Origin of the sequence: Enterobacter sp. MGH 33, assembly GCF_000534535.1 — a bacterium.
In the GTDB taxonomy this organism is placed as follows: Bacteria; Pseudomonadota; Gammaproteobacteria; order Enterobacterales; family Enterobacteriaceae; genus Enterobacter; species Enterobacter hormaechei_C.
The window spans coordinates 3701246-3716327 of the sequence record NZ_KI973212.1 but is presented as its reverse complement, the minus strand read 5'-3'; the positions used below and the strand labels follow the sequence as shown (position 1 = coordinate 3716327).

The window sequence follows — 15082 nt, the reverse complement described above, 5'->3', positions numbered from 1 at the left end:
CCTTAAGGAGTTGGCATGGCGAACATGTTTGCCCTGATCCTGGTCATCGCTACCCTGGTGACAGGTCTGTTGTGGTGCCTCGATAAGTTTATCTTCGCCCCAAAACGCCGTGAACGTCAGGCTGCCGCGCAGGCAGCCACGGGCGATGCGCTGGACGCGAAAACCCTGAAAAAAGTCGGCCCAAAACCGGGCTGGCTGGAAACAGGGGCATCGGTATTCCCGGTGCTGGCGATTGTGCTGGTGGTGCGTTCATTTATCTATGAACCGTTCCAGATCCCGTCAGGATCGATGATGCCAACGCTGCTGATCGGTGATTTCATTCTGGTTGAGAAGTTTGCCTATGGCATCAAAGATCCGATCTATCAGAAAACGCTGATCGAAACGGGTCATCCGAAACGTGGCGACATCGTGGTGTTTAAATATCCGGAAGATCCGCGGCTGGATTATATTAAACGCGCGGTAGGTCTGCCGGGCGATAAAGTGACCTACGATCCGGTGGCGAAAGAGGTGACCATTCAGCCAGGCTGTAGCTCTGGCACCGCATGTGAAAATGCGCTGCCAGTCACTTACTCCAACGTTGAGCCAGCTGATTTTGTGCAGACCTTCGCCCGCCGTAACGGCGGTGAAGCAACCAGCGGATTCTTCCAGGTGCCAAAAGGTGAAACCAAAGAGAATGGCATTCGTCTGGTTGAACGCAAAGAGACTCTGGGCGATGTTACTCACCGCATTCTGACCGTGCCCATCGCACAGGATCAGCTGGCAATGTACTACCAGCAGCCAGGCCAACAGCTGGCGACCTGGATTGTGCCGCCGGGACACTACTTCATGATGGGTGATAACCGCGATAACTCTGCGGACAGCCGTTACTGGGGCTTTGTGCCGGAAGCGAATCTGGTCGGTAAAGCAACCGCTATCTGGATGAGTTTTGAGAAGCAGGAAGGCGAGTGGCCGACCGGCGTTCGCCTGAATCGTATTGGCGGAATTCATTAATTTTCGCCAAAAATAACACGTAGCGGCTTTTATTCGCCGCTACGTGAATTATTTCAGCGATAAATCTCTTTGAACTAACGACATCCCCTGTCGTTGTGTATAGAATATTCCCCCGAAGTTTAAGGTTGGCCCTGCAAGGGTGCCACGGCACACGAAACCGCGTTGGTTTTCTCAGGTCGGTTTCGTGTGCTGCATTTTTGACGCATTCATTTATTGGTATCGCATGAACCCCATCGTAATTAATCGGCTTCAACGGAAGCTGGGCTACACTTTTCATCATCAGGAGTTGTTGCAACAGGCATTAACCCATCGCAGTGCCAGCAGCAAACATAATGAGCGTCTCGAGTTTTTAGGCGACTCTATTTTAAGTTTCGTGATTGCAAATGCGCTTTATCATCGTTTTCCGCGTGTGGACGAAGGTGATATGAGCCGCATGCGCGCCACGCTGGTGCGCGGCAATACCCTCGCTGAAATCGCACGCGAATTTGAGCTGGGTGAATGCCTGCGTCTGGGGCCAGGTGAGCTGAAAAGTGGTGGTTTCCGTCGTGAATCCATCCTTGCCGATACGGTCGAGGCATTGATCGGTGGCGTGTTCCTGGACAGCGATATCCAGACCGTAGAAAAGCTGATCCTTAACTGGTATCAGACCCGCCTGGACGAAATCAGCCCGGGCGATAAACAAAAAGATCCTAAAACGCGTCTGCAAGAATATTTGCAGGGTCGTCATCTGCCGCTGCCATCCTATCTGGTGGTGCAGGTGCGTGGCGAAGCCCACGATCAGGAATTTACCATCCATTGCCAGGTCAGTGGCCTGAGTGAACCGGTGGTCGGCACGGGTTCAAGCCGTCGTAAGGCTGAACAGGCTGCCGCCGAACAGGCGTTAAAAATGCTGGAGCTGGAATGAGCATCGACAAAACCTATTGCGGATTTATTGCCATCGTCGGACGTCCGAACGTTGGCAAATCCACCCTGCTGAATAATCTGCTTGGGCAGAAGATTTCTATCACCTCGCGTAAGGCGCAGACCACGCGTCACCGCATCGTCGGTATCCATACTGAAGGCGCGTATCAGGCAATCTACGTCGATACACCGGGCCTGCACATGGAAGAGAAGCGCGCCATCAACCGTCTGATGAACAAGGCGGCGAGCAGCTCCATCGGCGACGTAGAGCTGGTGATTTTCGTTGTGGAAGGCACCCGCTGGACGCCGGACGACGAAATGGTCCTGAACAAACTGCGCGACGGCAAAACGCCGGTGATCCTCGCAGTCAATAAAGTGGACAACGTGCAGGAAAAAGCCGATCTGCTGCCGCACCTGCAATGGCTGGGCAGCCAGATGAACTTCCTGGACATCGTCCCGCTGTCTGCGGAAACGGGTCTGAACGTTGATACCATCGCGGGTATCGTGCGCAAGCATCTGCCGGAAGCGACTCATCACTTCCCGGAAGACTACATCACCGATCGCTCTCAGCGTTTTATGGCGTCTGAAATCATCCGTGAGAAGCTGATGCGTTTCCTGGGCGCTGAACTGCCGTACTCTGTGACGGTGGAGATCGAGCGTTTCCAGAGCAACGAGCGTGGCGGCTACGATATTAACGGTCTGATCCTCGTTGAGCGTGAAGGGCAGAAGAAGATGGTGATCGGCAATAAAGGCGCCAAGATCAAAACTATCGGAATCGAAGCCCGTAAAGACATGCAGGACATGTTTGAAGCACCGGTTCACCTGGAACTGTGGGTGAAAGTGAAATCTGGCTGGGCCGATGATGAGCGTGCGCTGCGCAGCCTCGGTTACGGCGAAGATCAGTAACCTAAGACGACGAGCATATGGATGGATGGCAGCGCGCCTTTGTCCTGCATAGTCGTCCCTGGAGCGAAACCAGCCTGATGCTGGACGTCTTCACGGAAGAGTCCGGTCGCGTGCGCCTTGTTGCCAAAGGCGCTCGTTCCAGACGTTCTAATCTGAAAGGTGCCTTGCAGCCTTTCACCCCGCTGCTGGTCCGCTTTGGCGGGCGAGGGGAAGTCAAAACCCTGCGCAGTGCTGAAGCCGTCTCCCTGGCGCTTCCTCTTTCTGGTATCACGCTCTACAGCGGTTTGTATGTTAACGAACTCATCTCACGGGTTCTTGAACATGAGACCCGCTTCTCTGAACTTTTCTTTGATTACCTGCACTGTATTCAGGCACTTGCTGGCGCAACCGGCACCCCTGAGCCTGTTCTGCGTCGTTTCGAACTGGCGCTGCTCGGGCACCTTGGTTACGGCGTCGATTTTCTGCACTGTGCGGGAAGCGGAGACGAGGTAGAAGACACCATGACCTATCGCTATCGTGAGGAAAAGGGCTTTATTGCCAGTGTCGTCGTCGATAACAGCACCTTTACCGGGCGCCAGCTCAGAGCACTGTATGAACGCGAGTTCCCGGACGCCGACACTCTGCGTGCGGCAAAACGCTTTACCCGAATTGCGCTCAAGCCGTATCTTGGGGGCAAACCTTTAAAGAGCCGCGAATTATTCAGGCAGTTTATGCCGAAACGCTAATGTTTTACCCCTCACCCCAGCCCTCTCCCGGAGGGAGAGGGAGAAGGTAAATGAACAAAAATACCGAGGATTGTCATGGCTGAATTACTGTTAGGCGTCAACATCGATCACATCGCCACGTTACGTAATGCACGCGGTACCGCGTATCCCGATCCGGTTCAGGCGGCGTTTATCGCTGAGCAGGCTGGCGCCGACGGCATTACCGTTCACCTGCGTGAAGATCGTCGCCACATCACCGACCGGGACGTGCGCATCCTGCGTCAGACGCTGGACACCCGCATGAATCTGGAGATGGCGGTCACCGAAGAGATGCTGGCGATTGCCTGCGAGACCAAACCGCATTTCTGCTGCCTGGTGCCGGAAAAGCGTCAGGAAGTGACCACCGAAGGCGGTCTGGATGTGGCCGGGCAGCTCGACAAAATGCGCGATGCCTGCAAACGCCTGGCGGATGCCGGTATCCTGGTTTCTCTGTTTATCGACGCCGATTTCACCCAGATTAAAGCCGCTGCCGACGTGGGTGCGCCGTATATTGAAATTCACACCGGCTGCTATGCCGATGCCGAAAACGATGCAGCGCAGGCGAAAGAGCTGGAGCGAATCGCCAAAGCGGCAACCTACGCCGCGAGCCTGGGACTGAAGGTTAACGCCGGTCACGGCCTGACCTATCACAACGTAAAAGCCATCGCTGCCCTGCCGGAAATGCACGAGCTGAACATCGGCCACGCCATCATTGGCCGCGCGGTGATGAGCGGTCTTAAAGAAGCGGTTTCCGAGATGAAGCGCCTGATGCTGGAAGCGCGTCAGTAATGGCTATTCTGGGCTTAGGCACCGACATCGTTGAAATAGCCCGCATTGAAGCGGTGATCGCCCGGAGCGGCGATCGCCTCGCAAGACGCGTGCTGAGCGATAACGAATGGGCTATCTGGGAGGCGCATCAACAGCCGGTGCGCTTTCTGGCAAAGCGTTTCGCGGTAAAAGAGGCGGCGGCGAAAGCGTTCGGCACGGGCATTCGTAACGGCCTGGCGTTTAACCAGTTTGAAGTGTTTAACGATGAGCTGGGTAAGCCACGTCTACGTTTATGGGGCGAGGCGCTTAAGCTGGCGGAAAAGCTGGGCGTGGCGCACATGCACGTAACGCTTGCCGATGAACGCCACTACGCCTGTGCGACGGTGATCATCGAGAGTTAAATTTTGTCCGCATGGTGCATCAGGACAAACTTATCCCACAGCTGTTCTTCGTTCTCGACGTGTGCCGGATCTTTTAAGATCGTATTGGGAATGGGGCACACCTTCTGGCAGGTCGGCGTCTCATAGTGGCCGATGCATTCGGTGCAGCGGTCGCTGTTAATCTCATAAATGCTGTCGCCCATCGAAATCGCCTCGTTCGGGCATTCGGGTTCGCACATATCGCAGTTGATGCATTTTTTGGTGATTAACAGCGCCATCAGGAAATTCTCAGAAACATCACAAACAGGGCGGGCATTATACGCTCATTCGTTGTTCAGACCAGTTTTTTTACCAGCTCTTCGCTGTGACGAATACGCTCTGGCGCACGCTCCAGATCCTGCTGAACCAGCGCCATAAACAGCAGGTCCGTCAGCATCATCTGCGCACTCGTCGACGAAATCGCCGCACTGCGAGTGGCCTGTTCCTCGGCAATGGTATACAGACAGCGGGTGGCCCGTTGCTGGAGCGCATTCGGGCTGAAGCCAGTAATCGCCAGAATTTTTCCTCCTACGCGCAGGGCTTCGTCGGTAGCCATATTAATTTCACGACGCTCGCCGGAATAGGAGATGGCTAGCAGTAAATCGTCAGGATCCATGGCCTGCACGGTCGCCAGCAGCGCGTGCATATCCTGTTCAACGATGGCGTTATAGCCGATTTTTGTCAGCTTCCAGCCAAAGTTACGCGCAACCAGTCCGGAGGCGCCGATCCCGGTCAATACAATACGCCGCGCGTCGCGAAGCATGGCTACGCTTTCCAGCAGCTTCTCTTCCGTGTTCACATCCAGCGTGGCATGCATTGCCGCCACGTTCTCTTTGATCAGCTTTTCGCCGACCAGACGCATCGGATCGTCGCCGCGGATCTGGTTATGCACCGGCATTGACTGCGGATTAGGGTTGCTTACCAGTGCTTCACTGATCGCCAGTTTTAGCGCCGGAAAGCCTTTATAGCCTATCTTCTGGGCAAATTTCACCACGCTCGACTGGCTCACCCCGGCTTCGCCTGCCAGCTGCTGGGAGCTGAGGTGTCGCGCGCGATCGGGCTGGGAAAGTAAATAATCCGCCAGCTTTTTGTCATTCTGGGCAAACCCTGCGTAGCGCTGGCGAATACGAATTAAACAGTTCATACGGTCTCCTGGCGAAAATGTGATTACCCGCGCAAATACGAATTTTGCTCGCCTGAATGAATTTTATATTCCATTATAGTGCGTTTATTATGAATTAAAAATTCCAGAGGTAAATAACATGAATCTAGGCTCTCTTGTTTCTGAAACGCGTAACCCGCAAACCATGGATCTTGATGCACTGTCCACGCTGGAACTGGTAAACCGCTTTAATCAACAGGATACCCTCGTCGCGCTGGCAGTCAAAGAGACATTGCCCGAGGTGGCAAAAGCCGTAGACGCCGCTGCCGACGCTCTGAAAGCAGGAGGACGCATTATTTACATGGGGGCGGGTACCAGTGGGCGCCTCGGTGTGCTGGATGCCTCAGAATGTCCCCCCACCTTTGGTGTTCCGCATGGTCTGGTCGTTGGCCTGATTGCCGGTGGCCCCGGCGCGCTGCTGAAAGCGGTGGAAGGGGCAGAAGACAATAAACAGCTTGGGGAAGACGATCTCAGGGCGCTGAACCTGACCGCGCAGGATCTGGTCGTCGGGCTGGCGGCTTCTGGTCGTACGCCGTACGTCATTGGTGGGCTGGAATACGCCAGACAAACGGGATGTACCACGGTGGCCATCTCTTGTAACCCGGGTTCGCCGATTGCGCAGGTGGCTGCCATTGCCATCTCTCCTGTCGTCGGGCCGGAAGCGCTCACCGGCTCCACGCGCCTGAAATCGGGAACCGCGCAGAAGCTGGTGCTCAATATGATCTCCACCGGCGCGATGGTGAAATTCGGCAAGGTCTACCAAAACCTGATGGTGGATATGCAGGCCACCAACGTCAAGCTGGTGGACAGAGCCTGCCGCATGGTGATAGAGGCGACAGGGGCAGGTCGGGAAGAGGCGGAAGCGGTACTCAAACAGACCGATTACGACGTCAAACCCGCCATTCTGATGATATTAACCGGGCTGGATGCAGCCGCGGCCAGAGCCAGGCTCGAAGCCCATCACGGGTTTTTACGGGCGGCATTAGAACACCAATAAGAGGCGTGTATGGACAAAACAGCAGCGCTCGCCAGCGACATCCTGCTTGGGATCGGTGGGGAAAAAAATATTCAGCGTCTGGAAAACTGCATGACGCGTGTACGCGTCGAGGTGCACAACGACGAAAAGCTTGATGTAACGCGCCTGAAGCAACTCCCCGGCGTGAGCGGGTACGTTAAACAGGGGCAACAGCACCAGCTGATTGTCGGTCCGGGCAAAGCGGCGCAGGTGGTTGATGCCATGCGCGCCCTGATGACGGGCGGTGAAACGGCTCCCGCCTTTGACGACGCGGAACGCACCAAAGCGCAGGCGAAAGCCAAATACAAAGCCCCCATGAGCGATGCGCTGCGCCAGCTGGCAAACGTCTTTATTCCTCTGATCCCGGCGTTTATCGCGTCGGGGCTGATCACCGGGATTATCAATATCCTCAAGCGTCCGGATATTGTCGGGAATTTTGCCACCCAGTATCCGAACCTGCTGGGTATTCTGGCGATTTTCGGCAGCGCGGTGTTTGCCATCATGAACATTCTGGTGGGGGTGAACACGGCCAAAGTGTTCGGCGGCTCGCTGGCGATGGGCGGCGTAATGGCGGGTATCCTCTCCAGCCCGCAGCTGGCGCAGATTACGCTGTTTGGCGAGGCGCTTCAGCCTGGCCGAGGTGGGGTGATTGCCGTGCTGCTGGTGGTCATTCTGATGTGCTGGATCGAGAAAAAGCTGCGCGCGTTGCTGCCAGGCTCGATTGAGCTGATCCTCAACCCGCTGCTGACCACATTGATTACCGGGAGCGTGGCGATTGTGGCGCTACAACCGTTAGGCGGCGCGATCTCTGAAGCCATCGCCCACGGCGCGTCTCTGGCGATCGATCGCGGCGGGCTGCTGGTGGGGGCCGTGCTGTCCGGGACCTTCCTGCCGTTAGTGCTGACCGGTCTGCATCAGGGGCTGGTGCCGATCCACGTCGAACTGGTACAGGCGCACGGCTATAACGCACTGCTGCCGATCCTGTCGATGGCGGGCGTTGGGCAGGTCGGCGCGGCCATCGCGGTGCTGATGAAAACCCGCAACGCGCGTCTGAAAAAGGTCATTAAAGGGGCGCTGCCGGTCGGGTTACTCGGTATCGGCGAACCGTTGATTTTCGGCGTGACCTTACCACTGGGTAAGCCGTTCCTGGCCGCCTGTCTCGGTGGCGCGGTGGGCGGGGCGTTAATCAGCTACTGGAAAGTGGCGACCGTCATTACCTTCGGGATCTCCGGTTTACCGCTGGCATTAACCATCGTGACCGGAAAAGTGATGCTCTATCTGTTAGGCTATCTGGTAGCGGTGATCGCCGGGTTCCTGTTTACCTGGCTGTTAGGATTCAACGACCCAGAGGAGTAAGGTTTGGCCAGTCACGAGCGTCGCGTTGTCTTTTTTGATCTGGATGGAACGCTGCATCAGCAGGATATGTTCGGCACCTTTATGCGCTACCTGCTGCGGCGCCAGCCCCTTAACGCGTTGCTGGTATTACCCCTGTTACCCGTTATTGGTATCGCGCTGCTGGTGAAAGGCCGTGCAGCGCGCTGGCCGATGAGCCTGCTGCTCTGGGGATGCACGTTTGGTCATAGCGAAGCGCGCCTTAAGCAGCTCGAACAGGATTTTGCGCACTGGTTTCGCGGCCACGTCGCCGCGTTTCCCGTGGTACAGGCGCGCCTGACCAGCTATCTCGACGCCAACGATGCCGATATCTGGCTGATTACCGGCTCCCCGCAGACGCTGGTGGAGCATGTCTATTTTGATACGCCCTGGCTGCCGCGCGTGAATCTTATCGCGACACAAATCGCGCGCGGCTACGGCGGCTGGGTGCTGACTATGCGCTGCCTCGGACATGAAAAAGTGGTGCAGCTGGAGAAACGCATCGGTACGCCGCTGCGTCTGTACAGCGGCTACAGCGACAGCAAGCAGGACAACCCGCTGCTCTATTTTTGCCAGCACCGCTGGCGCGTCACGCCTCTGGGCGAACTTCAGCAACTCGAATAGTCTTATCTGTACCGGCTGTGTATAATGCCGCCCGCTTTTCGACTGGAGTATCAGCCCTTGTCCAACCCTGAACACAATCATGAATACTGGATGCGCCATGCGCTGGCGCTGGCTCAGCGCGCCTGGGAAGAGGGCGAAGTGCCCGTGGGCGCGGTACTGGTCCATAACAATCAGGTGATTGGGGAAGGGTGGAACCGTCCGATTGGCCGTCACGATCCTACCGCGCATGCTGAAATTATGGCGCTGCGTCAGGGCGGACTGGTGCTGCAAAACTATCGTCTGCTTGATACCACCCTGTATGTCACCCTTGAGCCGTGCGTAATGTGCTCCGGGGCGATGGTGCACAGCCGAATCGGTACGCTGGTGTTTGGCGCGCGGGATGAAAAGACGGGCGCTGCTGGTTCACTGATGGACGTACTTGGGCATCCGGGGATGAACCACCAGGTGAAAACTATCGGCGGGGTACTTGCACCAGAATGTTCGGGTCTGTTAAGTGACTTTTTTCGAATGCGTCGGCAGCAGAAAAAGCAACAAAAGGCAGAATTGAAACCGCAGGATGATTAAGCTCGTCCGGTGCGACCACCGGATAGCTTTCAGCCAGCTGTTGCGCCTCGGCCGCCTCTTTTTCTTTCTCCAGCAGATAACCCACCAGGCTTATCTGGTACTTACGAATATTTTCCACGTAGGCATACGCTTCATGCCCGCGCGCATAGCCGTACGTCAGCTTCTGGTACCACTGTTTCTGGCTAAGCAGCGGCAGGCGCTGTTTTACATCTGACCAGCTGTCCGGGTTACCTTTGGTTTTCGCCGTCAGCGCCCGCGCGTCGAGCATGTGCGCATAACCCATGTTATAGGCGGCCAGCGCAAACCAGATCCGCTCCCCTTCCGGGACCGTCTCCGGCACTTTCGCCATCATATCCTGTAAATACTGCGCGCCGCCGCTGATGCTCTGTTCCGCATCGGTCCGGTCGCTGATGCCGAGGCTCTGGGCGGTATTTTTGGTCAGCATCATCAACCCGCGCACGCCCGTGGGGGAGGTGGCCTGAGCATCCCAGTGCGATTCCTGGTAGGAAATCGCCGCCAGCAGCTTCCAGTCAATCTCCTCGGCGTACTTCTCAAACAGCGGTTGCAGATCCGGCAGCACGCTGTCCACCGCGCGCAGGAAGGTGCGGGTGTCAACGTAATCAAAATCGTCTCCGTGACCGAGATATTTCTCTTCCAGGCGCGCCAGGGTGCCGTCTTCATTGATGGAATTAAAGAAATCGAGCATAGCCGCAGAGACGGTTTGATCGTCGTCCAGCTGGGTAAACCAGGTCACCGGCTGTTCGTCGGTCACATCCAGCGCCACGGCAATTTCAGGATGAACGCGCTGGAAAAGGCTGATCGCCACCGAATCAGCAATGGTATAGGCCAGCTTTTTATCTTTTACCTGCTCCAGCAATTCGGTCGTGCCGAGTTTAGGATCGACCGTCCAGCTGAGGTTCGGGTATTTTTTCTCTTTCAACGCCCGCAGATCGTCAATCACCACATGGCCTGGCGCAATGGTCAACTGCTGGTCGGTGATGTCGGCCAGTGAGCGCGGGCGCAGGCTACCCACACGATAAACCACCTGCTGCGACACGGAGTAATAGGTCGGGCCCGGCTGATAGTTTTTGCTGCGTTCGCTGTTGTACACCAGACCTGCGGCGAGAATATCGGCACGGTCATGGTCCAAATCATCAAACAGCTGGTTGATGTTCTGCCGCACGGTAACTTTCAGCTTCACGCCCAGATAGTCCGCAAACAGCTGTGCCAGTTCGTAATCAAGACCGATGGTTTTACCGTTGATATCGTCGTAAATAAGCGGGGAGGAGAGGGTACTGACGCGCAACTCCCCCCGCTCCTGAATGGCGGCGATACGGTTTTCGGCCTTGCCGAACCAGGGGATAGACGGCCAGAGGGCCACTGCCAGCAGCAACGTAACAATGCCGATGAGCAGATAATTAATCTTTAATTTTTTCAATTAGTTAATTCTCTGCGACGCCGGTTGCCTCAGTGTGCTGTAGTCATGTTAAGAGTAGAGTTTGCCATTGATTGAGCGGCATTTTGCGCAAAGTAGCGCCAGTTGGCAACCAATTAGAGAGACAGGTCACATCTATTGTTAAACATAAAGGATGATTTTATTTCGACGCAAACGGTTTCGTCGGCGCTCAGGATTCTCTATAATGACGCCCGTTTTCCCCCCTTGCGCACACTGTAAGCGCCCCGGCGCTTCGAAGACGAGAGACTTATGATGGAAATTCTGCGTGGTTCGCCTGCACTGTCTGCCTTCCGTATTAACAAACTGCTGGCACGTTTTCAGGCGGCCGACCTTCCGGTAAGCAATATTTACGCTGAGTATGTCCATTTTGCTGACCTGAATGCCCCCCTGAATGCAGAGGAGCGCGTACAGCTGGAACGCCTGCTTAAATATGGCCCAAGCCTGAGCAGCCATACGCCGACCGGCAAATTAATCCTCGCCACGCCACGCCCTGGCACCATCTCCCCCTGGTCTTCCAAAGCCACCGACATCGCTCACAACTGCGGCCTGAGCCAGATTAACCGTCTGGAGCGCGGTGTGGCGTACTATGTGGAAGTGTCAACCCTGAGCGACGCGCAGTGGCAGGTGGTTGCCGCAGAGCTGCACGACCGCATGATGGAGAGCGTGTTTGATTCTCTGGATGATGCGCAGAAACTGTTCTCCCACCATCAGCCTGCGCCGGTACAGAGCGTGGATCTGCTTGGGCAGGGGCGTCAGGCGTTGATCGACGCAAACCTGCGTCTTGGTCTGGCGCTCGCAGAAGATGAAATCGACTACCTTCAGGATGCATTCGTTAAGCTGAATCGCAACCCGAACGACATCGAACTGTATATGTTCGCGCAGGCCAACTCCGAGCACTGCCGCCACAAGATTTTCAACGCCGACTGGATTATCGACGGCGAACAGCAGCCGAAGTCGCTGTTCAAAATGATCAAAAACACCATGGAGCAAACCCCTGACCACGTGCTGTCTGCCTATAAAGACAACGCCGCGGTGATGGAAGGTTCCGAGGTGGGCCGCTTCTTCGCCGACCGCGAAGCGGGGCGCTATGACTTCCACCAGGAGCCTGCGCATATCCTGATGAAAGTGGAAACCCACAACCACCCGACGGCGATCTCCCCGTGGCCGGGTGCAGCGACCGGCTCCGGCGGTGAAATCCGTGACGAAGGTGCGACCGGTCGCGGCGCGAAACCAAAAGCGGGTCTGGTCGGTTTCTCCGTTTCCAACCTGCGTATCCCGGGCTTTGAGCAGCCGTGGGAAGAAGACTTCGGCAAGCCAGAACACATCGTGACCGCGCTGGATATCATGACCGAAGGCCCGCTGGGCGGCGCGGCGTTCAACAACGAATTTGGTCGTCCGGCGCTGAACGGTTACTTCCGTACCTACGAAGAGAAAGTGGACAGCCACAACGGCGAAGAGCTGCGCGGCTACCACAAACCGATCATGCTGGCGGGCGGGATCGGCAACATTCGCGCCGATCACGTGCAGAAAGGCGAGATCGTCGTCGGCGCGAAGCTGATCGTGCTCGGCGGCCCGGCAATGAACATCGGTCTGGGCGGCGGGGCAGCCTCGTCTATGGCTTCCGGCCAGTCTGATGCGGATCTCGACTTCGCGTCCGTGCAGCGCGACAACCCGGAAATGGAGCGCCGTTGTCAGGAAGTGATCGACCGCTGCTGGCAGCTGGGCGATGCCAACCCGATTCTGTTCATCCACGACGTGGGTGCGGGCGGCCTGTCCAACGCTATGCCTGAGCTGGTGAGCGACGGCGGTCGCGGCGGACGCTTCAACCTGCGCGATATCCTGAGCGATGAGCCGGGCATGAGCCCGCTGGAGATCTGGTGTAACGAATCCCAGGAGCGCTACGTGCTGGCGGTTGCCGCCGATCAGCTGCCGCTGTTTGACGAGCTGTGCCGCCGCGAGCGCGCGCCGTATGCGGTCATCGGTGAAGCGACCGAAGAGCAGCACCTTTCCTTAAGCGACACCCACTTTGACAACCAGCCGATCGATCTGCCGCTGGACGTGCTGCTCGGCAAAACGCCGAAGATGACCCGCGACGTGCAGACTCGCAAAGCGGCGGGCAAAGCGCTGGATCGCCAGGGCATCACCGTGGCAGAAGCGGTTAACCGCGTGCTGCACCTGCCTGCCGTGGCAGAGAAAACCTTCCTGGTCACCATCGGCGACCGTACCGTGACCGGTATGGTGTCGCGCGATCAGATGGTCGGCCCGTGGCAGATCCCGGTCGCTAACTGCGCCGTGACCACCGCGAGCCTCGACAGCTACTACGGCGAAGCGATGGCGCTGGGCGAACGCACGCCAGTGGCGCTGCTGGACTTCGCCGCTTCTGCCCGTCTGGCGGTCGGTGAAGCGCTGACCAACATCGCCGCGACGCAGATTGGCGATATCAAACGCATCAAACTTTCCGCGAACTGGATGGCCGCTGCCGGTCACCCGGGCGAAGATGCCGGCCTGTACGAAGCGGTGAAAGCGGTGGGTGAAGAGCTGTGTCCTGCGCTCGGCCTGACCATTCCGGTGGGTAAAGACTCCATGTCGATGAAAACCCGCTGGCAGGAAGGTAACGAGCAGCGCGAGATGACCTCTCCGCTGTCGCTGGTGATCACCGCGTTTGCGCGCGTGGAAGACGTGCGTCATACCGTTACGCCGCAGCTTTCCACTGAAGATAACGCCCTGCTGTTGATTGACCTCGGCAAAGGCCATAACGCACTGGGCGCCACCGCGCTGGCGCAGGTTTACCGCCAGCTCGGCGACAAGCCAGCCGACGTGCGCGACGTGGCCCAGCTGAAAGGCTTCTACGACGCTATTCAGGCGCTGGTGGCGCAGCGTAAGCTGCTGGCCTACCACGACCGTTCCGATGGTGGCCTGCTGGTGACGCTGGCAGAGATGGCCTTCACCGGTCACTGCGGCGTTGAAGCAAACATTGCCACGCTTGGCGAAGACCGCCTGGCAGCGCTGTTTAACGAAGAGCTTGGCGCGGTCATTCAGGTACGCGCCGCAGATCGCGACGCGGTGGAAGCGATTCTGGCGCAGCACGGTCTGGCAGACTGCGTACACTATCTCGGTAAAGCGGTGCAGGGCGACCGCTTCGTGATTGAAGCCGACGGCCACGCGGTGTTCAGCGAAAGCCGCACCACGCTGCGTATGTGGTGGGCGGAAACCACCTGGCAGATGCAGCGCCTGCGTGACAATCCGGAATGCGCCGATCAGGAACACAACGCGAAGGCGAACGACAACGATCCTGGCCTGAACGTGAAGCTCAGCTTCGACATTAACGAAGACATTGCCGCGCCGTACATTGCGACCGGCGCGCGGCCAAAAGTGGCCGTGCTGCGCGAGCAGGGCGTTAACTCCCACGTTGAGATGGCGGCGGCCTTCCACCGGGCGGGCTTTGACGCCATCGACGTCCACATGAGCGACCTGCTGGCCGGGCGTACCGGGCTGGATGATTTCCAGGCGCTGGTCGCCTGCGGCGGTTTCTCCTACGGCGACGTCCTGGGCGCGGGCGAAGGTTGGGCGAAGTCCATCCTGTTCAATAGCCGCGTGCGTGACGAGTTCGAAACCTTCTTCCATCGTCCGCAGACGCTGGCGCTGGGCGTGTGTAACGGCTGTCAGATGATGTCTAACCTGCGCGAGCTGATCCCGGGCAGCGAAGCCTGGCCGCGCTTTGTGCGTAACCAGTCTGACCGCTTCGAAGCGCGCTTCAGCCTGGTAGAAGTGACCCAAAGCCCGTCTCTGCTGTTGCAGGGAATGGTCGGTTCACAGATGCCAATCGCGGTTTCGCACGGTGAAGGTCAGGTTGAAGTGCGTGATGCGGCGCACCTGGCTCAGCTTGAAAGCAAAGGACTGGTGGCGCTGCGCTTTGTTGATAACTTCGGCAAGGTCACCGAAACCTATCCGGCTAACCCGAACGGTTCGGCAAATGGCATTACCGCGGTCACCAGCGAAAGCGGTCGGGTGACGATCATGATGCCGCACCCGGAGCGTGTCTTCCGTACCGTGAGCAACTCCTGGCACCCGGAAAACTGGGGCGAGGACAGCCCGTGGATGCGAATTTTCCGCAACGCGCGTAAACAACTGGGTTAAGTTTCAACGCCCTGACTGTAGGCCCGG

14 protein-coding genes are annotated in these 15082 nt (G+C 57.4%); 11 read left to right on the top strand and 3 right to left on the bottom strand.

Annotated features, from left to right (window positions below):
• The first annotated feature begins 15 nt into the window (after positions 1 to 15).
• From lepB to acpS, 6 genes are all read left to right on the top strand, one after another.
• A complete protein-coding gene (gene lepB / locus L379_RS06810) occupies positions 16 to 990 on the top strand; it encodes a signal peptidase I (RefSeq protein WP_006811565.1) in 975 nt (324 codons plus the stop codon).
• 223 nt (positions 991 to 1213) lie between these two features.
• Positions 1214 to 1894: a ribonuclease III gene (rnc, locus tag L379_RS06815; protein ID WP_003860711.1), complete on the top strand. Its 681-nt coding sequence runs from the start codon at positions 1214 to 1216 to the stop codon at positions 1892 to 1894.
• Complete coding sequence (gene era, locus L379_RS06820) at positions 1891 to 2796, top strand: GTPase Era (RefSeq protein ID WP_003860709.1); 906 nt, start codon at positions 1891 to 1893, stop codon at positions 2794 to 2796. Before rnc ends, era begins: the two co-directional genes overlap by 4 nt.
• A 17-nt stretch (positions 2797 to 2813) precedes the next feature.
• The gene (gene recO / locus L379_RS06825; RefSeq protein ID WP_015572142.1) at positions 2814 to 3521 is read left to right on the top strand and encodes a DNA repair protein RecO; all 708 of its coding nucleotides are present in this window, start codon (positions 2814 to 2816) and stop codon (positions 3519 to 3521) included.
• Between the two features lie 75 nt (positions 3522 to 3596).
• On the top strand, positions 3597 to 4328 hold the full coding sequence (pdxJ, locus tag L379_RS06830) for a pyridoxine 5'-phosphate synthase (protein WP_015572143.1): 732 nt from the start codon (positions 3597 to 3599) through the stop codon (positions 4326 to 4328).
• Entirely contained in the window at positions 4328 to 4708 is a 381-nt protein-coding gene (gene acpS / locus L379_RS06835) for a holo-ACP synthase (RefSeq protein WP_015572144.1), read from the top strand. The genes pdxJ and acpS overlap by 1 nt, the downstream gene beginning before the upstream one ends.
• Here the strand turns inward: acpS and L379_RS06840 are convergent.
• Complete coding sequence (locus tag L379_RS06840) at positions 4705 to 4965, bottom strand: YfhL family 4Fe-4S dicluster ferredoxin (protein WP_003860704.1); 261 nt, start codon at positions 4963 to 4965, stop codon at positions 4705 to 4707. The genes acpS and L379_RS06840 overlap by 4 nt on opposite strands.
• A 56-nt stretch (positions 4966 to 5021) precedes the next feature.
• Positions 5022 to 5870 (bottom strand): MurR/RpiR family transcriptional regulator, encoded by an 849-nt coding sequence (locus L379_RS06845; protein WP_032654509.1) that lies wholly within the window; start codon positions 5868 to 5870, stop codon positions 5022 to 5024.
• Between the two features lie 118 nt (positions 5871 to 5988).
• Between L379_RS06845 and murQ the strand changes: the two genes are divergently transcribed.
• The 4 genes from murQ to tadA are packed head-to-tail and all read left to right on the top strand — an operon-like array spanning position 5989 to position 9462.
• A complete protein-coding gene (gene murQ, locus L379_RS06850; RefSeq protein ID WP_015572145.1) occupies positions 5989 to 6885 on the top strand; it encodes an N-acetylmuramic acid 6-phosphate etherase in 897 nt (298 codons plus the stop codon).
• 9 nt (positions 6886 to 6894) lie between these two features.
• Positions 6895 to 8259: a PTS transporter subunit EIIC gene (locus L379_RS06855; RefSeq protein WP_032654505.1), complete on the top strand. Its 1365-nt coding sequence runs from the start codon at positions 6895 to 6897 to the stop codon at positions 8257 to 8259.
• Between the two features lie 3 nt (positions 8260 to 8262).
• Positions 8263 to 8898 carry a phosphatidylglycerophosphatase C gene (gene yfhb, locus L379_RS06860; protein ID WP_017383550.1) on the top strand — a complete coding sequence of 212 codons (636 nt, stop codon included), beginning with the start codon at positions 8263 to 8265 and terminating at the stop codon, positions 8896 to 8898.
• Positions 8899 to 8922: 24 nt separating this feature from the next.
• Positions 8923 to 9462 (top strand): tRNA adenosine(34) deaminase TadA, encoded by a 540-nt coding sequence (tadA, locus tag L379_RS06865; RefSeq protein ID WP_022649032.1) that lies wholly within the window; start codon positions 8923 to 8925, stop codon positions 9460 to 9462.
• Here tadA and mltF read toward each other — a convergent pair.
• Positions 9350 to 10900 carry a membrane-bound lytic murein transglycosylase MltF gene (mltF, locus tag L379_RS06870; protein ID WP_017383549.1) on the bottom strand — a complete coding sequence of 517 codons (1551 nt, stop codon included), beginning with the start codon at positions 10898 to 10900 and terminating at the stop codon, positions 9350 to 9352. The two genes, tadA and mltF, sit on opposite strands and share 113 nt — an antisense overlap.
• Before the next feature lie 267 nt (positions 10901 to 11167).
• Here mltF and purL point away from each other — a divergent pair, with 267 nt between their 5' ends.
• Entirely contained in the window at positions 11168 to 15055 is a 3888-nt protein-coding gene (gene purL, locus L379_RS06875; RefSeq protein WP_032654502.1) for a phosphoribosylformylglycinamidine synthase, read from the top strand.
• Positions 15056 to 15082: the final 27 nt, after the last annotated feature.